This window comes from Microcystis sp. M_OC_Ca_00000000_C217Col (assembly GCF_007095585.1).
Classification (GTDB): Bacteria; Cyanobacteriota; Cyanobacteriia; order Cyanobacteriales; family Microcystaceae; genus Microcystis; species Microcystis panniformis.
In genome coordinates, this window is the sequence record NZ_SFBV01000047.1 from 1 (window position 1) to 18,368 (window position 18,368).

Consider the following 18,368-nt stretch of genomic DNA (forward strand, 5'->3'; position numbering starts at 1 on the left):
TTAAAAAACCATGTACTGTCTTACACAGAGTCCACAGACTTTCGCCCCATTTCAGAAGCCCGATTCCGTGTGTCCCACGGTACGTTGACCGCCTATAGCTTCTTGTACTTGTTGCGCGCAACTTTTTACCCGGCCAAGCTTTTCTGGTCGGAACCCCCTAAGCCGAGTTTTCCAGGTGCTGCGCCGTCCACTTGGTTTTCGAGACTGGCCTTTTAATTCTAACGTAAAGCCAACCTAGAACGGCGGGGTTTCAGACCCAAAATTTCCGATGACAAGAAAACTGAGCCTCAAGGAGACCCAGTTGCCAGTTTTTTGAGAGCGGGAAATTAACGAATGTACTCTTTGAGGATACTATTACGGTTGGGGTGACGCAATTTCCGCAGAGCCTTGGCTTCTATTTGACGAATGCGCTCGCGAGTGACGTTGAAAATCTGGCCGATTTCTTCGAGTGTTTTCATCCGGCCGTCATCTAAACCGTAGCGCAGCCGCAGCACATCGCGTTCGCGAGGACTAAGGGTATCGAGGACGTTTTCTAAATCCTCGCGTAATAAATTTTTAGACACTTCATCTTCTGGAGTTTCCCCATCCGCTTCGATAAAGTCTCCTAAACGGGAATCTTCTTCTTTCCCGATGGGAGTCTCTAGAGAAATCGGTAATTGAGCGGATTTGGCAATAAAACGCAGTTTTTCGATGGTCATCTCCATCTTAGTGGCGATTTCTTCCTCGGTGGGTTTGCGACGCATTTCCTGAGAAAGAATCTTGGTGGTTTTTTTGATCCGGGAGATGGTTTCGTAGAGGTGGACGGGAAGACGAATGGTGCGGGATTGATCGGCGATCGCCCGGGTGATGGCTTGACGAATCCACCAAGTGGCATAGGTGGAGAATTTATAACCCTTTTCGTGGTCGAATTTTTCGGCGGCGCGGATCAAACCGAGGGAACCTTCTTGAATTAAATCTTGGAAGGAAAGACCGCGATTCATGTATTTTTTGGCGATCGAAACCACTAAACGCAGGTTCGATTGTACCATTTTTTCCTTAGCGCGACGACCATGGTACAATCGACGCTTAAAGGCCGATAAGTATTCCTTTGATTTGGCCTGCCATTCTTCCAGCATGGGAGCCATTAGCTCCGTCTTACCTAAATAAGCCTTAATATCCGATAATTTCGGTTCTTTTTCCGATTTTTCAACGATAATTTTTTCGATGCGCTCGAACAAGAAAACCTGTTTTCCCCATTCAGTATCGCTATAGAGGCGAAAATCTTCGCGAATACGTTCTAATTTCAGTAGATCGGCGATTTTTCTCGCTAATTCGATCTCCTCCTCCGCTCTCAATAACCGAATCCTGCCGATCTCTTGCAGATAAATCCGAATCGAATCTTCTGTATAGGGTTTTTTTCTAGCGGCGTCGCGACGACGAGCGCTGGCAAGGCGGCGGTTTTTTTTGCCATCGTTGCTATCGCTGGTTTCTTCTAGCTCTAACTCGATATCCTCATCATCGAAGTCTTCGTCTAGGTCAATCAAATCTAAATCCAATTGCGGCTCGGTAAGGGTTAGTACATCGTGGGCCTGCGTCATGCCGTTTTCCTCTTGCTCCTTCTGTGCAAAACTAGAAGATCGAATCTCAATCTAGGTGATACTGAACAAATTTGTGTCTCAAATCCGAGACGGGGAAAGACTTTTCCGATTGTAGCTTTAATTACAACAAATGGGAGAAGATTTTTGCTTAAATTCTCTTGTGTCGATGCGATTTTAGCGACACGGAATGCTGTTTTAGCTCGGTCAACTCATAATCTGGCTCCTGCAAAAATTGGATAAATGGCTGGAGGACTGGAATCTGATCGCCGGTTTGTCCCCGGTGTTGACCAGATAGCTAAAAATCCAAGGAATTATTGGACGGGTCAACTGTTTCCACTAAGCAAGGGGAACAGTATCCCTAGGTGCCTTGGCTAATTCTTTTAGTCCTTAGCTATTGTATTTAATTCGATCGGATTCTTGCGGGTAAATTTCATCCCTCATTGCTTTTACGGGAATCTGGTTTTAGTACCTTTGCACCATGATTAATCAGAGCGCAAGCTCATAATATTAACTTAGCAACATTTTAGAAATTTGCGAGACAAATTTAAGATTTTCTCCAATAGCACCCTGGGGTGTGGGGAAGTGGGGTGTGGGGAAGTGGGGAAGTGGGGAAGTGGGGAAGTGGGGTGGTGGGGAAGTGGGGAAGTGGGGAAGTGGGGAAGTGGGGTGGTGGGGAAGTGGGGGAATTTCAACTAAAACCCTAAAACCCTAAAACCCTAACACCCTAAAACCCTAAAACCCTAACACCCTATCTAGACTTGTAGCATTTCGGGGGTTTTTTCCTTCTGCTGCAGTGCGACGTGGAGACGGTTTAAGGCGCTGACGTAGGCACGAGCGGAGGCGACAATAATATCGGTATCGGCTGCGCGAGCAGAATAGGTGCGTCCTTCGTAACGGAGACGGATAGTCACTTCTCCTAAAGCATCGATTCCCTCGGTCACTTCTCGCACCGAGAAAGAGATTAATTCGTTAGGAATCTGCACCACTCGATCGATCGCTTTGCAGAGAGCATCCACCGGACCTGTACCAATGGCCGCATCGGATAACTCGCTACCGTCGGGAGTGCGAATCGTTACCGTGGCCGTGGGTCTGGCGTTATTGCCACAGGATACTTGTACTAATTCGAGGCGGAAGTGATCGGGAACCGTATCGATTTCATCGTTAACAATCGCTTCTAGATCGCGATCGGTGATTTCCTTTTTGCGATCGGCCATTTCTTTAAACTGGATAAAAGCGTTATTAAGTTCCGTTTCCGAAAGCTCAAAACCCAATTCCTGTAAACGAGAGCGAAAAGCGTTGCGGCCGGAGAGTTTACCGAGGACGATCTGATTATGGGTCAAACCGATCGATTCTGCGTCCATAATCTCATAGGTGAGTTTATGTTTTAACACCCCGTCCTGATGGATTCCCGACTCGTGTGCGAAAGCGTTAGCACCGACGATCGCCTTATTCGGTTGCACGATCATGCCGGTAAGATTGGAAACTAGGCGAGAAGTGCGATAGATTTCCTTGGTGTTGATCTTGGTTAAAGGTTCCGTGGACTCTGGGGGACGACCGAGGAAAGGATTAAAATAGGAGCGCCGCACATGAAGGGCCATCACCAATTCTTCTAGGGAAGCATTACCGGCACGCTCACCGATACCGTTAATGGTACATTCCAACTGTCGAGCTCCATTTTTAACTGCTTCGAGGAAATTAGCCACCGCTAACCCTAAATCGTCGTGACCATGGACGGAGATAATCGCTTGGTCGATATTGGGGACATTTTCCTTAATTCCCCGGATTAAAGCCCCAAATTCGCTAGGGGTGGTATAACCGACGGTATCGGGAATATTAACGGTGGTGGCTCCTGCGGCGATCGCTCTTTCGAGGACTTGATAGAGGAATTCCGGATCGCTGCGGCCGGCATCTTCGGGGGAAAATTCCACATCATTAAGGAAGGATTTGGCATAGGCCACCATTTCCGGCACAATCTCAAGAACTTCCTGACGAGTCTTCTTAAGTTTGTATTGGAGATGTATATCAGATGTGGCTAGGAAGGTGTGAATTCTGGGCTTGGCGGCGGGTCTGAGCGCATCGGCTGCTGATTTGATATCTTTTTGAGTAGCCCGGGCTAATCCGCAAATAATCGGGCTATCAGCTTCGCTGCCGACGCTGGCGGCAATTTTCTGCACCGCATCAAAGTCCCCCGGACTAGCGTGGGGAAAACCTGCTTCAATGACATCAACTCCCAGTCGTGCCAGTGCGCGCGCTATGGTTAGCTTCTCATCCACATTTAAAGCGGCACCCGGGGACTGTTCCCCATCTCGAAGGGTGGTATCGAAGATAATCACACGGTCTGGACTGGTATTCATAGTTTTTTTGTACCGTTAACGAACTTGGGAGTTGTTCCTCTGATTATAGCAGCCGAGGCCGAGGGGGTTATAAGGAAAATTGCCCTGAGAATTTCTCGACCTGCTCGCGCTTTTCCCGCTTGCCCTTTTTTTGGCTACCATAGAGGATATAGATAAATTGGCGAGGGAGTTAAAAATGTTTGGCAAACCAGGGAAGGAACCGAACCCACCGGAGGTAAAAGACCTACAGGAGGTGATGTTTTCGATTAAGCAAAATCTTGAACCGGATCAGGATAAAACCGATATTAATCTTGTGGAGACTCCTACTCCAGAGGTGGTTACTGTAGTTGAAAATATTAGTAAAATTCTCTCTCCCTATTTTATCGTTTTAGTGGGGTTATTTCTCTATGATCGGAATAGTTTTATCGGTTTCTTGTTAGTCTTTACAGGAGTTTTAGCGATTTTTCGAGTTTCTCTCAAGGATATCAATAAAATCTTTGAAGAAGGGAAAAAGTTTTTCCCATCTAAATAGGTTTCTCGTTTGGATAGAGCAGTTTCTTAATGGTGAAGTGGCAAGTCTCTACTGTTAGGAAACGACTAGAGGGATGTTTTTTTGAGTTATCAGTCAGTGAACTGATAACTGATAACTGATAACTGATAACTGATAAGTACCTAAGCAAAATTAATTACACATTTCGATAAAGCTTTTGCCTCTTGCCTATTGCCTCTTGCCTGTCTTCACTAGGAAATTTATTTTGCATGACTACTTAACTGATAACTGATAACTGATAACTGATAACTGATAACTGATAACTGATAACTGATAACTGATAACTGATAACTGATAACTGATAACTGATAACTGATAACTGATAACTGATAATGTCTTTAGTTGCATCTTTACTCGATCGAGTATCTCCTCAGAGTTTACAACAATTGCGAGCCAGCGATCGAACTTGGCAAGCTTTGCGTTTAGAAAATCCGCTTATTCCTACGGTAATTAATCAAAGTCAAGAATCTTTAGGAGAGACGGATTTTGATCTAGTTATTGCGGGGGGAACCCTGGGAATTTTTATCGGGGCTGCTTTACAAACTAGGGGCTGGCGTGTGGCATTATTAGAAAGAGGTATTCTGCGCGGTCGTGAGCAGGAGTGGAATATTTCCCGTTTAGAATTAAGCAGTTTTTTAGAGTTAGATTTATTGACCGAAGCGGAATTAAATCAAGCAATAGCGACAGAATATAATCCTGCTAGGGTGGGATTTTATCAAGGTTATGAGCTTTGGGTTAGAGATATTTTAAATATTGGTGTTGATCCGGTTTATTTGCTAGAGACTTTAAAAACTAAGTTTTTGCAAGCGGGAGGAAAGTTATTAGAAAATTCCGGGTTTAGCGGGGCAATTATTCATCCTGACGGGGTAATGGTTAAAACGGGAGAAGTAACTTTAAAAACCCGTTTATTAATCGATGCCATGGGTCATTTTTCGCCAATTGCAAAACAGGCCAGAAAAGGAGAAAAACCCGATGGAGTTTGTTTAGTGGTGGGTAGTTGCGGTCAGGGTTTTCCCAGTAATGAAACTGGTGATTTGATTTATTCTTTTACCCCAATCTTGCACCAATGTCAATACTTTTGGGAAGCATTTCCCGCTAAGGATGGTCGGACAACTTATTTATTTACCTATCTTGATACCCATCCCGATCGCTTTAGTTTAGAATTTTTGATGGAGGAGTATTTAAGATTACTGCCAGAGTATCAAAAGGTAGATTTAGAAGCGGTAAAATTTCAGCGTTTTCTAGCGGGTTTTTTCCCTGCCTATCGTCAAAGTCCTTTAAAAATGCCTTGGTCAAGAATTCTAGCAGTGGGAGATAGTAGCGGTAGTCAATCTCCGGTCAGTTTTGGTGGTTTTGGGGCAATGGTTAGGCATTTAAAAAGGCTAACTTTCGCCATCGAGGAAGCTTTACAAATCGATGCTTTAAGTCGAGAAGATTTAGATCTTTTACAACCCTATCAACCGAATATATCGGTAACGTGGCTATTTCAAAAAACCATGAGTGTCCGGATGTCTGCTAACCCTAATCCCAATCAAATTAATGACTTAATGAGTGGAGTTTTTCGGGTAATGGATAAGTTGGGAGATGAGGTATTAAAACCGTTTTTACAGGATGTGGTGCAGTTTTCTTCCCTCTCAAAAACTTTGCCTTTGGTTAATCCTCAATTAGTTTTACCGATGATTCCACAAGTGGGTATCAGTCCTTTTATCGATTGGACGGGACATTATTTTAATTTAGCTTTGTATAGTGGTTTATATCCCTTAGCAGCCAGCTTAAAACCTGTTTTAGAAAAGTTACCCGACAAGCAAAAATATCTTTATCATCGTTATTTGGATAGTTGGAAATATGGCTCTGGGGGAGATTTTATCAGTAAACAGTAAACTGATAAGTAGGTAGGCGTTAAAAGTTGTCAGACACCCCCCTTATCAAGGGGGGCAGGGGGGATCCCCCCGCCTATCGGCACCCCCCTTATCAAGGGGGGCAGGGGGGATCGAACCTAAAATATAACTGATAACTGATAACTGATAACTGATTTAATCTTTATCTTGAAAAAATTGTTGATCGAGATAATTAACTTTAGCATAGGGTTCTAAAGCGGAGAGAATTTGTCGGCCATAACTGCGAGCATTGACACGATTATCGAGGACAGCCACACAACCTTGACACTCCCGGAGAGACTGAACAGATTTCTGAATTTCCCTCACTGCTGTGGGTAAAAGATAGGCACGAAACCAGTCGAGATGTTGTCGTTTATAGTAAGCAATTTTGCCAGCAACAAGAGGATTTTCGGGGGAAGGTAAGGGTAAAGTAGCGATAATTAATAAACTGGGGGTGAGAAATTTTTCTTGATGGGTTTGCCAGAATTGCCAACCAGAAACCAGAATAGTATTACTATTAATCCCAGTTTTTTCCACTTGTACTCGCGAACCGTAATCGGCTGCGATTTGGGTGGCAATTTGTGCTTTGAGGGGAACATCTTCAATCAGAATTACTATCGGTTGTTCACTGGTATGATTAGCACTAACTAATTCCCGCACTTGCTTTAATAACATCGGTTGAAATTCGGGGGTATTGGGGGCGCTGATGCGATCGGGTAGATATAAATGAATATATTCACTTTCGCGATCGGCTGCAAACTTTAGAGTTAAAATTTCTCCGATACCTTGATTTTGACGGTATAAATTAGCGGATTTTTCGCTATCTAAAAAACTGCCGATTAAAACAAAGGGTTGCTGCTGCCAAATTGGTTTGAAAAAACTAGCCACCTCCAAAGGACTGATTTTTAGGGTAAATTCTTCTCGCTCTCGATCTACTGATGTCCAGAGGAGATAATTATGTTCGGGGATTTTTGCCGCTAAAAGTTGCCAAGCAGAATCAGTGGCTAAATCTTGATGCAAGCGTTGCAGGAGAGCAATTATATATTCTTTTTCCTTGGCATCGATAAGATAGCAATTATAGGGATTAATTGGATGACCAAGAATACTTTGGCTAAGTTGTGCTTTAATTAAGTCTATATACTCTCTATGCTGGGGATATGCTGACTCTAAAGCAGACCATTGTTCGGGAGTAATGGTGACGGTGAGATAATCTACTAGACAAGTTTCTAAATCTTCGGCTCGATCGATTATAGTGGCGATATTCTGGGGAAAATGACCGAGATTGCCCAATTTATCCTCTAACCATTGTTGGGGTGTGGTGAGGAGTAAACCGGTAAAATTAGCCGGAAAGCGATCGCTTTTGAGGATATCTCGCTGAGTTTGTAACCATGCTTGCAGACGGGGTATTTCCACTTCTAACAGTAGGTTTACTTCCGACTCTGGGGCAACAATCAGAACAGGTGTATTACCCAAAAGGGCTGGGGTGAGATAACTGAGACAATAACGGGTGAGAGTAGTTCCAGTTTGTATGAGAGAGGAACGTTTTAGGCGTAAAGCTCTAGCCACCAGTCGCCCCATAGTGAGATGATGAGACCAGTAAAAGCGTCCTTGTTCGCGTAAAAAAGCGCGTAGGGAAGAATGAACCGCTGCTTCTAATAAAACCATCTCATCTCAGTTATTGGTTATCAGTGATCGATCATAGCCTTGATTTTGCCACTGATTGCACTCCGAGACTCTCTTACGGTGATTTAGGTTGAAGCTCAAATTTTATCTTGGAACGGTAAAAACCTAGAAACTAGGTAGGGTTGCTGAATAATGGTAAAACCCTTTTAAAATAAGGCTTTTGACCTTTTTGAAATCCAAAAGTGCCTCGTCTGGGAGTGAGCAGGGGGAAAATTCCGGGACTTTTTCCCTGAAAATTAGGTAATTGAGCAGATGAAAATCGGTAAAATCCTACACTCCACACCCCACACCCCACACCCTACCCCCACCGAAAACTTTTTCAGCAAACCCTAGGTAAATGTGATTTTGCGGTAAAAAAAGCGATAAAAAACCACAATTGAACATTTTATGGCTTTTTACCGCAATTTACAGCCTTAAATTGTCAGGTTTATTTTCTGTTAGGATTTTTTACCACGACGAGATATTAAGGCTCCGATGGCACCGATACCAAAAATGCCCAGTGTCATGGATGGCTCGGGGACGGGAGTGGCAGTGATCTTAAATTCACTGGTGATAAACATTCCGAAAACGTTATCATCATTGGTTGGGTTCACTGTTTTTAAGCGCAGGAAGGTATCTCCATGCGAGATAAAAGCGTCAGGATTAGCACTATTGCCAAGAGCGAGATTATAGTATTCATCATCGATTCGCGGCCCACTGAAGGGGGAATCGAACGGGCCGGGGTTAGTAGGACTGTCACCTATCCCCCCAACAGTTATTAAGCCTCCTCGGGCTCCTTCGCCATCATCCTGTCCTCCTGCGCTACTGGTTAATCGTCGATTATTGGTCGAATTAGTGGTTACGTCAATCTCAGTGGCTTGCCCACTCGGTTGACGGCTATAACTAGAGGCGAGGGAAACCAGAAAATCTCCCCCAGTGTAAGGACTGGCAAAATCAAACTGGCTCGTGTCTCCCCCGGTGGACAGTTCCCCGTCTAAAATAACCGAGGTAAAACCTTGGGTAGAAGAATTGCTGTAGGCAACGACAAGAACCGCACCATCGTTATCGCCATTCTCAACGATACTAAAGTCTTGTAATCCTCCCGTAAAAGAAGAAGCGATGATACTGGTGACATCCCAACGGGCGGTGGTGGCTGGGTTTTGATTGGGACCAAGAATAGTTGCTGAACCCAAGGAAAGTGTACTCCCATTAAAAGTTACTCCGTAAACTGGACTCATATCCCAGACGGAAGTGGCATAGAGATAAGCCCTCTGAATAGTAGAACCTGTGGGTATATTGGCTTGAATAAATCCACTGTTAGTTGTGCTTCCGAAGCCGTCAATAGAAAGGGCGGCGTTGGAAATGACATTTTGTACCACCAAACTAGCGGAAGCAGGGGCAATGTTTAGGCAAAGTCCAACAGTAATCCCCAGGGGGAGCAATGAATAAGTAAGTTTTTTCATGATGAGCAACTGGCAACAACTTTTAGATTATAGCGTTTATCATGAGGATGAAGTATGGCGGTATTTGTCATCATCTCTGGACGATCAGATAATATTCCGACGTTCCGCCGTTGCGTCGTTCTCTAAAACCAGAAACTTCGTATCTCACTGTTAAGATAACTGCTAATAGACTGCATATCTATTCATAATTTGTTTAAGTCAAATTTTTCAAAAGTAATGGCAGAGATGGTTAATTATACTCACACCCCAAAATCTCTCCCAGAACGCCGTTTTTGGGCGTTTTTGAAATAGGGTGAGCGTTTCCAGCTTAGGTTCTTGGGCTCTTCTGGTTTCTGTGTGTAAACGAGGTCTATACTGATAGTTTCTTCTTTCAAAATAGTCCTAAAAGTCTTGCCCAGTAAGCATTTAACCTTACATAAGCAAAAATTATCACACAGACATAGCGTGCTAACAGACTTAAAAACCATTGGATGTAAAAGATTACTTTTGCAATTAGCTTTGACAAATCTCAACACAGTCTGGATGAGAAACGGGAAGCAATGGCAACAATTTAATCTACACCAAACATGATCGTACAGCCTTCATATAAAGACTTGTGTGATTTGACGCAGTAAAAGAAGTATTTAAGGACACAAGTAAGTTAAAACACACGCAATAAAAAGTTTTTATTAAGAAGGGACAGAACCCCGACAGGGGATGTACTATAGAGGACATGGAAATTAACAACCGACTACAACCCCGGAACTATTCCATCAAATTAGTTCCCTCAGAGAACCAACTTGAGCCAGATTGCACACTTTTGTCTGTTTGTCAAATTTTATGTAGGGTCTGCTGGAATAAATCTAAAAACATTGTTGGATAAGGTTTTTAGACTTTTTTCCCCTCAAAAAGTGCTGACCATTGGAGTGATCGCGGGTAAAATTCCAGGACTTTTTCCCTGAATTTTAGGTAACTGACTACCTCAAAATCGGGAAAACCCTACACCCCACACCCCACACCCCACACCCCACACCCTGCCCCCACCAACAAACTTTTTCAGCAGACCCTATGTAAAGAAAGATGTTACCAATGGATAGGCCGCCTACGAATCAGGAAAAATGGTACTGGTATTGATATTTTGAGCTTATGCTGTCCCATCTGCTTTTTACTTGCGACTTGGTGTGAGATGATGTAGAAAGGCGTGTTTTATGAGAAGGATAAAGAAAAGTAATGGCAGAAATTCAGTTTTCCAGGGGGTTAAAAGAATCAGTTGTTCCCGATATCCGCTTAAGTCGCACGAAAACGGGAGAGAAGGGATCGGCAAAATTTTATTTTGATCAACCGACTATCCTCGGAGATCAACAAACCGAGGAAATCACGGGGATGTATCTCATTGATGAGGAGGGGGAAATCGTCACCAGGGAAGTAAAAGGCAAATTTATCAACGGTAAACCCATGGCGATCGAAGCTACGGTTATTTTTAATTCTCCCGCAGAGTGGGATCGTTTTATGCGTTTTATGGAACGTTACGGCAGCGAAAACGGTCTAGAATTTACTAAATCCTCTTGATTTTGCCCTTAGCTTCTAGCAATCTGTCAAAAAACCCGCATTCAGAAGCGATGCGGGTAGAGGTAAGAAATCAGAGGAAAAACCTATTTATTTGACTCCCAACAATTCCACATCGAAAAGTAAAGTCGCGTTGGGAGGAATCACCCCACCAGCACCCCGCGCACCATAACCTAATTCTGGGGGGATAATTAAGGTACGCTGCCCACCGACTTTCATCGATGCGACTCCCTCATCCCATCCTTTGATCACTTGACCAACTCCAATGGTAAAGGTAAAAGGTTGATTGCGATCCTTGGAACTATCGAATTTTTTGCCGTCTGTCAGGGTTCCCGTGTAGTGAACAGTCACTTTTTGACCTTTTTGGGGACTTTCTCCGGTTCCTTCCACTATATCGATGTATTTTAGTCCCGAATCGGTGGTAACTGCTTGATCTAAATCCATGGAGATGATTTCCTTATTAATAGTTTGAGTGATAGGGGGTGGATCGATTTCTGCGGCGATCGCATTGGTTTTTTCCCCCCCACCAAAGAGGGAAGCAGCGATTAAAAATAAGCCACAAACCGCAATAATAGCAAAACTGAGCAAGATTTCGCGCATTGATTTCATAGTTCCCTAACGCCAGAGTTTATTCTCTAAGTCTCTCACCTGTCGTTCTAATCTATCAATCCTTCCCCGCAGTTCGTCCATTTCCGATTGTCGGGGAACCCCTAAATCCTGCAAAATATGGCGAATATAGCGTTCTAAGTTATTCTCGAAGTTCCCCTGTTCAGACTTCATCTGTGTCATCAGATCATCGACAAAGTTTTTAGCCTGATCAGAATTGATTTTACCGTCTTTGACTAATTCATCGCTCACTTCTTTGATCTTTTCTGCCACCATGGAAGTAGTGCCAATACCCATCAGCAGCAATTGTTTAATCCAGTCGCTATTATCCATTGTTTTCACCCCCTTCAAGGAGACGGTGATAAAAATATTCCTATTCCATTATGGACTTTTGCGGCGGTAACGGCAGAGCGATCGAGCAGATAACCCGCCAAGGCTATTCCAGTGGAACTACCCCCATCTAGGTTTAAACCGTCCTTTGCCGCCATTAACAGCAAAATTCGGGCTAATTCGCCTAAAGTTGCCCCCCTTCCTCCGACGCGATTATGGATAGCCACTAGCAAAATTTTTCCTTCTTGACTAACTGCGATCGCACTGCGGGAAGCTTGTTGATTTTGGAATGCCGGACTAAATTTTTCGGCATTTCCATCTAAAACTATGCGCCCATTCTGCAATAATAGGGGACCAGCACCTAAAATCTGGGGATAATTAGCAAAATCTCTCGGTAGGGTGACGCTATCGAGATTGACTCTCTCACCAATATTTAAATTAATATCTGTCTTTCGGCAGATGACTAAATAGCTATTTTCTGGTATGTCTATACTATCCTGTGGCAAAAGATTATTTAATTTCTCCGTTATGCGATCGCCTTGCACGACTAACCCGGTTTCGCGCTCGGTGAGGGGATGATAATTACTTCCCCAATCACGAGTATAACGACTGCAGCCGGCTGCTACAAAGGCACTATTTAACTGGGTTAGGGGAAAACGTTGTCCGGTGGCAGTAATGAGAGTTTCCTCTAAACTCAGGCGATCGATCCTGATTTTACCACGATTATCCCATGCGATCGCTCCTCGGTTTAAAATTGGTCCGGATAACCATTTACCATCCACACGAATTGCCCCCAAAGGTAACTGATTATTACGATTAAAAAAGCCGCCATTAATCATCGCTACCGCATTACTTTCGCTATTAATCGTGATCAGGGGATTAGTGCCGCGCATTGAGGTGGAATTAGCGGTGATTGGTTTAATAGTTATCTGAGGATTTCTGGGATCGATTTCTAACCAAGTCACGGGAAACCAATCTTGATCTAACTGGATATATTTTTGATTCCAGACTAACCCTGGTTGCCAAACAATGCGCTTTTCATCCATAGCATCGGGACGAGAATCAATGATAATTCGGGGAGGATTATCCACACTGCTGATCTGTAATCCGTAGGCAGTGGGAAGGTTAACTTTTAAACGACTGATCACCCCATTATTTTCTAAGGAAGTAATCTGAGTGGCTAAGTTATTATTAGAGTTACCTAGATCATCTTCATCGTTATTTTGATTACTGTTACTAACAGTTTTGGGTTGAAACCTAGAGATAAGCGATTGCTGGGTATTTCCTTCTAGGGTAATCACTGCTTGATTTTTTGCCTGACTAACTTGCCAAAAGGTCGGGCGATCAAGTTGAATAATAATCCTTTGTACTGCCCCATAATTTTCTAGCTGAATATCTTCAATCTGAGGAGCAGGAAAGTTAATATTTAAACTATCGCCATTAATAGTGGTTGTTGCCCCCATTTTTAGTAAAATATCCGTAACGTCTAACCAGCGATCGGGATTGATCAAATTAGCCGATAAAGTTTGTAAATTAAACCAGCTTATCGGTTGCTTTTTCGGATCATTTGTGCTAAGAAAATCCATGCCGAATAATTGTCTTGCTCCCGTGTCACCCATGGCAATTCTGGTACTATTTGCTGCTGTCCACTGTCGCCAAGAAACGGGCAAAGAACGACCATTAAGAATAATTGTTCGTCCCTGTTGCTGGTTTGATAAATCCCTAGAAGCTAAAGTTATTGGTGATCTATGATCGGCTAAAGATATAGCTGGACTGGCGATAATTATCAAGGAAGTTACCGTTAAACAGATAGATGAGAAAGTCAGGTAATTTAACTTCATAATTATCCCCCTAAATCACCTGAGTTAAGGGAAAATTTGAGGATTTATATCCTTGGCAAGAGAGGCTAGAAGGGACTATATTTTTTTGATAAATAACCTCTAATAATTCTTCAGGTGTTACTACCATCGGTTTAGAGTTATATAGATAACTAGAGGCTTTTTTAAGTTTTTGATCATAGGTAACTAAATAATCACAATTAGCGGCACTACTTAAAATTAAAACATCATTCGAGTGTACCAAAATATTGCGAATATCTCTAGCATTTTGCCAATATTGATCAAGTTTAACTAAATCAAAATCCAAGATAGTCACCTTTTCTTGAATCCGATCGACTATTTCAGGATGATTACGAACTTCTGCCAAAAATAATAACTCTTGTAAAACGATCGCATTAATAGCAAGACAAACGCGATCGAGTATTTCTCGATCGAATAAATGTACACTGGCTAGATCTCCTCGTAGATAAGAAATCAAAACATCAGTATCTAAAAAAACTAGAGACTTCCCCATTGATTTTCTTCTCCTTGATGATAAAGAGCAATGATTTTTTCCGTGACTTCTGTAATACTGAGATTATCGGTATTAACTTCGATCGCATCTGCGGCTTTTCGCAGGGGTGCTAGGGAGCGATTACTATCCAAATAATCCCTTTTTTCAATCTCTTGGGTTAATTCTGTGAGACTAATACCCCCATTTCCCTGCGCTTCTAAGTCTTTTAATCTCCTTCTCGCTCTTTCTTCGGGTGTCGCTGTCAAGAAAATCTTTAATTCCGCTTCTGGGAAAACATTAGTACCAATATCTCGACCTTCCACAACTATTCCCCCCGACATTCCCAGCTGTCTTTGCAGGGTGACTAACTGCTGTCGCACCGCTTTTTGAGCGGCAATTCTGGACACTTGCGCGGTAATTGCGGGAGAGCGAATCTCTAAAGTCACATCCTGCCCATTAATCTTCACTATAGTCACATTTTCGGGACTATCGGCCGGAATTATTGCTATCTTCGCTAAAGATAATAACTCGGCGATGGCCGCTTCTGCGGACAAATCCAGACCGGAATTCACCACTAACCATGTCACTGCGCGATACATCGCACCGGTATCGAGATAGGTTAACCCCAATTTTTCCGCTACTAAGCGCGTGACTGTCGATTTTCCCGCTCCAGCAGGCCCATCAATAGCGATAACTGGCCGACGTTGACACAAGATAATATTATCAATTAAACGGGTTTGACCGATCAATCCAGCGATCGCTAATAAGCCCCTTGCTTCGATCTGCTCGATCGGTTGTAAACTCTGGGGATGGACTAAATCCAGATACTGACAGCGAAATTCTGGCACTCTGTCGAGATTTTTTTGGACAATAGCCAGTAGTTTTTCCCTTTGTCTTTCCCCTAAACGAAAACTTTCGAGAGCTAATTGCAAACTTTGGGGGATAATTGTCGCTTTTTCCCTTTCTGTGGCTGATAGATACTGATTGCGAGAACTAACGGCTAATCCCGATGTTTCTCGCACTGTAGCACAAGCGCGAATCTCGATCGCTAAATTTAAATCTCTGACTAATTGCCGGATAATCGCTAACTGTTGGGCATCCTTTTCGCCAAAATAGGCGATCGTCGGTGCAATAATATTAAACAACCGCGTGACAATTGTGGCTACTCCCTGAAAATGTCCTGGACGAAAAGCACCACATAACCCGCTAGTCAGAGAAATCGGGGGAACAACTGCGGTTATCTCCTCAGAATCACCAATTCCTAAAGTTTCCGCACTCGGAGCAAAAATAGCAGCAACTCCCAAGTATTCACACAATTGGCGATCGCTTTCAAAGGTGCGGGGATAGCGAGAAAAATCCTCTGTAGGGCCAAATTGTAGAGGATTAACAAAAATACTAACCACAGTCACCTCCGCTTCCGTCACTGCGCGTCGAATTAGACTAGCATGACCTTTATGGAGAGCGCCCATGGTTGGCACGAGGGCAATACTGTGATCGGGGCGATAATCAGCCAAAAAAGTGCGTAAACCGGGGATTGTCGTGAATATTTGCACAGGGTTCACTCCTTTAATAGCCTATTCCACTACTATTCGCCATTCGTGCAGTTAATACTCCACATAGCCATTTTTAATCAGGGGATGCTGCCCGATGATCGATTCGGCTGCTTCCGGGGAATCGGCTTTAAATAATAACATCCCATCGCCTCTTTCTAGCCAATAACTCGTTTTTGTCTCCTGTCCTGTCTCGGTTAACCGCTGCACATAGGCTTGTTTGACAAACTAGGGCATAATTTTTTTCAGGACAATGACTGGTAAGCATCCCGAAAATTATATAGATTAATGGCAAAAAAGACTTGACAAAATTCCTCGATTTGACCTATACTTTTTATTATAATGGGAATCCGTGCTGAAATATATATAAGCCTTTTTTAGTTCCGATAATTAAGTGGTTCTGGTTAAATAGAAGATAGATTTTGTCTTTGATACCCCCTGCCCCCTAGGGTTGATTCAAGGTAGGGTTGATTCATGAATCAACCCTACCTTGAGGGCGACTTTTTCCCCGTATTACCCTTCTGCCGCTGCCGGGGTTAACCTCGACTCTACAACAATGGTTATGGAAGTCGAAAACTGGTATCATCTACGTCGCTGCTGTCAGCCTGCTTTTGAATGTCTTGTTCGTCCCGCTGCCAGTCGGTAGCCCCTCTCGAAATCACCTCACCATGACGACAACAACTCTGACTCCCGCACCAGTTCAAGCGGCAGAAAATTCCCCAGCACCCCCTGAGTGGGTAGATTGGCAAGTCGCCCATCAAATTCCGGGACGGCTGCGAATTCGCATTCCTCGCCTCAATTGGGATGACGAATTTGCCAGACGCTTACAGCGATCGCTGCTTAGAACCACTGCCATCAGCGAGAGCCGCATCAATGCCGCAGCCTGCTCCCTGATTGTCTCCTACCAGGCGGAAATGCTGTCAGCAACGGCCATCCTAGATTACTTGCAAGCGGCCATCCCAGCGGCCGGCCGGGAAAGAGAGCCAAATCCAAGCGAGAAAGTCGGGGCTAGGAATCAGGGGACTTGGCCAACTTTAGGGATGCCGGCCTTAACCTTGGCTGTGGCGATCGCTGCTGCTCCCCTAGAACTGCCCTTCTCGATTGTGGGGGGAATTGTCCTTGCGGCTTCAATTCCTCTCTGGCAGAGGGTTGGCCAAGCCCTCACCCAGCAGGGACAAGTGACAATAGACTGCCTCGATGCCCTCTGGTTGAGCTACCAACTGCTGCAAGGTAACAACATCGCCGGCGCACTCGCCCTCAATCTGGCAGCAGTGGGAGAGAGCCTGCGCCAGAGCAAGCTCCAACAGCTAGAAGACGAGCTATACCTGCTGTTCGAGCAAGAAGATGCAGAAATCCACTGGCTCTCTGACCGGCAGCGGTTCGCTCCCGTTCCCGAGGCAGCTCGAGAAGGGTGGCTAGATTCCGTCGAAAAAACCGAACTACTCCAGAACCTCAAACCCGTCGCCCAAGGAGCGATCCTACCCACTTTGTTCCTGAGTGGCACTTGGGCAATCCTGACGGGAGACTTGGGGCGTGCGAGTGCGCTGTTACCCCTCGACATCGGGGTTTCCCTGCGGGGCGTTACTCCCTTGGCAGTGGTTTCGACCCTGACGGCGGCAGCGCGACAAGGCGTTTACATCCGCAATGCCAGGGTACTGGAAAAGCTGGCTCAGGTGGATACTCTGGTCTTTACTCGCGAAAGTTTCCAGGACTTGATTACCCCGGAGCTGCCGGTGAGTTGGGGCATCCCTTATCAGTGCATCCACTTCGCCACCGATGCGGCTGCTGTTGAGGGCCTCCAAGAACAGTTGCACCGCCAAGGTAAGCGGGTGGCTTGGATAACCGACAGTGGTACTGATTGCTTGGCTGCCCAGGAGGATCAGGTGGTCATTTCTCTAGGGAGAGGGGATTTTGAAGCGGCCGCAGATGTCATCTTGCACAGCCAGGATCTCCAGCCCCTCGGCTACACCTTTGCTCTGGCGCGGCATACCCTTGCCACTGCCTACGGGAGTTTGGCGATCGCTACCCTGCCCAACCTGTTAGTGGTGGCAGTCGGGGCATTTTCGGGACTCAACCCGGTGGCAGCCGCCGCAATCAACGGCAGTTCAGCCATCCTCGCAGAATTGAACAGCCTGCGCTCCCCGAAACTAACCCCTTAGAAAACGGGTTTCTTTGAGAAACTATTTAGAAAATGGGTTTCTTTGAGAAACCCGTTTTCTTGTAATAAATGTTAATTTTTGTGATAGCACCCTTGAAAAATTGGGGATTGTTGGGCTAAAACTGTTAGAAATAAACTTTTGCAGTTAATGTCATGATTTCTACCCTGTTGCCGATTTTTCCTGCTGTTTACGATAGTTTGTTCGATTTAGCTCAATCTGATGGTTTTTGGGCAAATTTGGCAATCGCTGTGGGTTAAGGGGGTGAAATCATAACAATCCGTTGCCAAAACCGACTTTTCAGAATACAATAGATAAGAGTAGTCATTCATCGCTCAGATTAGTTAAGATGATATTACATGACTAATAATATTGACCATGACCGCTT

General features: G+C 44.4%; 15 protein-coding genes. 4 read left to right on the forward strand and 11 right to left on the reverse strand.

Annotated elements, in window-relative coordinates; all coding sequences use genetic code 11:
* Positions 1–326: 326 nt before the first annotated feature.
* Positions 327–1,577: an RNA polymerase sigma factor RpoD gene (gene rpoD / locus EWV66_RS02635; RefSeq protein WP_502705649.1), complete on the reverse strand. Its 1,251-nt coding sequence runs from the start codon at positions 1,575–1,577 to the stop codon at positions 327–329.
* Between the two features lie 752 nt (positions 1,578–2,329).
* Complete coding sequence (locus EWV66_RS02640; RefSeq protein ID WP_287107235.1) at positions 2,330–3,931, reverse strand: 2-isopropylmalate synthase; 1,602 nt, start codon at positions 3,929–3,931, stop codon at positions 2,330–2,332.
* Between the two features lie 175 nt (positions 3,932–4,106).
* On the opposite strand from EWV66_RS02640, the gene EWV66_RS02645 reads away from it, so the two are divergent.
* A complete protein-coding gene (locus tag EWV66_RS02645; protein ID WP_287107236.1) occupies positions 4,107–4,442 on the forward strand; it encodes a hypothetical protein in 336 nt (111 codons plus the stop codon).
* 231 nt (positions 4,443–4,673) lie between these two features.
* On the opposite strand, the gene EWV66_RS02650 is transcribed toward EWV66_RS02645, so the two are convergent.
* Positions 4,674–4,808 carry a hypothetical protein gene (locus tag EWV66_RS02650; RefSeq protein WP_287115892.1) on the reverse strand — a complete coding sequence of 45 codons (135 nt, stop codon included), beginning with the start codon at positions 4,806–4,808 and terminating at the stop codon, positions 4,674–4,676.
* Between EWV66_RS02650 and EWV66_RS02655 the strand changes: the two genes are divergently transcribed.
* Entirely contained in the window at positions 4,793–6,340 is a 1,548-nt protein-coding gene (locus tag EWV66_RS02655; RefSeq protein ID WP_287107237.1) for an FAD-dependent oxidoreductase, read from the forward strand. The two genes, EWV66_RS02650 and EWV66_RS02655, sit on opposite strands and share 16 nt — an antisense overlap.
* 153 nt (positions 6,341–6,493) lie before the next feature.
* Here EWV66_RS02655 and EWV66_RS02660 read toward each other — a convergent pair whose 3' ends face one another.
* Both EWV66_RS02660 and EWV66_RS02665 read right to left on the reverse strand, forming a co-directional pair.
* On the reverse strand, positions 6,494–8,002 hold the full coding sequence (locus EWV66_RS02660; protein ID WP_287107238.1) for a helicase C-terminal domain-containing protein: 1,509 nt from the start codon (positions 8,000–8,002) through the stop codon (positions 6,494–6,496).
* Positions 8,003–8,457: 455 nt separating this feature from the next.
* The gene (locus EWV66_RS02665; protein WP_052278293.1) at positions 8,458–9,462 is read right to left on the reverse strand and encodes a PEP-CTERM sorting domain-containing protein; all 1,005 of its coding nucleotides are present in this window, start codon (positions 9,460–9,462) and stop codon (positions 8,458–8,460) included.
* A 1,209-nt stretch (positions 9,463–10,671) separates the two neighbouring features.
* On the opposite strand from EWV66_RS02665, the gene psb28 reads away from it, so the two are divergent.
* Entirely contained in the window at positions 10,672–11,010 is a 339-nt protein-coding gene (psb28, locus tag EWV66_RS02670; RefSeq protein ID WP_002786964.1) for a photosystem II reaction center protein Psb28, read from the forward strand.
* 87 nt (positions 11,011–11,097) lie between these two features.
* On the opposite strand, the gene EWV66_RS02675 is transcribed toward psb28, so the two are convergent.
* From EWV66_RS02675 to EWV66_RS02700, 6 genes are read right to left on the reverse strand one after another with little or no spacing between them, the layout of a single operon-like run.
* A complete protein-coding gene (locus EWV66_RS02675) occupies positions 11,098–11,616 on the reverse strand; it encodes an FKBP-type peptidyl-prolyl cis-trans isomerase (protein ID WP_002786963.1) in 519 nt (172 codons plus the stop codon).
* A gap of 6 nt (positions 11,617–11,622) precedes the next feature.
* Positions 11,623–11,946 carry a phasin family protein gene (locus EWV66_RS02680; RefSeq protein WP_002765298.1) on the reverse strand — a complete coding sequence of 108 codons (324 nt, stop codon included), beginning with the start codon at positions 11,944–11,946 and terminating at the stop codon, positions 11,623–11,625.
* A gap of 14 nt (positions 11,947–11,960) precedes the next feature.
* The gene (locus tag EWV66_RS02685; protein ID WP_052278292.1) at positions 11,961–13,784 is read right to left on the reverse strand and encodes a phosphodiester glycosidase family protein; all 1,824 of its coding nucleotides are present in this window, start codon (positions 13,782–13,784) and stop codon (positions 11,961–11,963) included.
* A 10-nt stretch (positions 13,785–13,794) separates the two neighbouring features.
* Positions 13,795–14,295, reverse strand: coding sequence for a type II toxin-antitoxin system VapC family toxin (locus EWV66_RS02690; protein ID WP_052278291.1), 501 nt, complete (start codon positions 14,293–14,295; stop codon positions 13,795–13,797).
* A complete protein-coding gene (locus EWV66_RS02695) occupies positions 14,280–15,827 on the reverse strand; it encodes a bifunctional pantoate--beta-alanine ligase/(d)CMP kinase (protein WP_052278290.1) in 1,548 nt (515 codons plus the stop codon). The genes EWV66_RS02690 and EWV66_RS02695 overlap by 16 nt, the downstream gene beginning before the upstream one ends.
* A gap of 51 nt (positions 15,828–15,878) precedes the next feature.
* Positions 15,879–16,034 (reverse strand): YciI family protein, encoded by a 156-nt coding sequence (locus tag EWV66_RS02700; protein ID WP_002786959.1) that lies wholly within the window; start codon positions 16,032–16,034, stop codon positions 15,879–15,881.
* A gap of 458 nt (positions 16,035–16,492) precedes the next feature.
* Between EWV66_RS02700 and EWV66_RS02705 the strand changes: the two genes are divergently transcribed.
* Positions 16,493–17,983, forward strand: a complete 1,491-nt coding sequence (locus EWV66_RS02705) for an HMA2 domain-containing protein (RefSeq protein ID WP_072923669.1) — start codon at positions 16,493–16,495, stop codon at positions 17,981–17,983.
* The last annotated feature ends 385 nt before the right edge of the window (positions 17,984–18,368 follow it).

Bases quoted from the DNA above. Each gene is read 5' to 3' on its own strand.
- EWV66_RS02705 (WP_072923669.1), top strand. From the start codon at position 16,493: ATGACGACAACAACTCTGACTCCCGCACCAGTTCAAGCGGCAGAAAAT.
- EWV66_RS02680 (WP_002765298.1), bottom strand. From the start codon at position 11,946: ATGGATAATAGCGACTGGATTAAACAATTGCTGCTGATGGGTATTGGC.
- psb28 (WP_002786964.1), top strand. From the start codon at position 10,672: ATGGCAGAAATTCAGTTTTCCAGGGGGTTAAAAGAATCAGTTGTTCCC.
- EWV66_RS02685 (WP_052278292.1), bottom strand. From the start codon at position 13,784: ATGAAGTTAAATTACCTGACTTTCTCATCTATCTGTTTAACGGTAACT.
- EWV66_RS02645 (WP_287107236.1), top strand. From the start codon at position 4,107: ATGTTTGGCAAACCAGGGAAGGAACCGAACCCACCGGAGGTAAAAGAC.
- EWV66_RS02690 (WP_052278291.1), bottom strand. From the start codon at position 14,295: ATGGGGAAGTCTCTAGTTTTTTTAGATACTGATGTTTTGATTTCTTAT.
- EWV66_RS02675 (WP_002786963.1), bottom strand. From the start codon at position 11,616: ATGAAATCAATGCGCGAAATCTTGCTCAGTTTTGCTATTATTGCGGTT.
- EWV66_RS02665 (WP_052278293.1), bottom strand. From the start codon at position 9,462: ATGAAAAAACTTACTTATTCATTGCTCCCCCTGGGGATTACTGTTGGA.
- rpoD (WP_502705649.1), bottom strand. From the start codon at position 1,577: ATGACGCAGGCCCACGATGTACTAACCCTTACCGAGCCGCAATTGGAT.
- EWV66_RS02650 (WP_287115892.1), bottom strand. From the start codon at position 4,808: ATGCAACTAAAGACATTATCAGTTATCAGTTATCAGTTATCAGTTATC.
- EWV66_RS02640 (WP_287107235.1), bottom strand. From the start codon at position 3,931: ATGAATACCAGTCCAGACCGTGTGATTATCTTCGATACCACCCTTCGA.
- EWV66_RS02660 (WP_287107238.1), bottom strand. From the start codon at position 8,002: ATGGTTTTATTAGAAGCAGCGGTTCATTCTTCCCTACGCGCTTTTTTA.
- EWV66_RS02655 (WP_287107237.1), top strand. From the start codon at position 4,793: ATGTCTTTAGTTGCATCTTTACTCGATCGAGTATCTCCTCAGAGTTTA.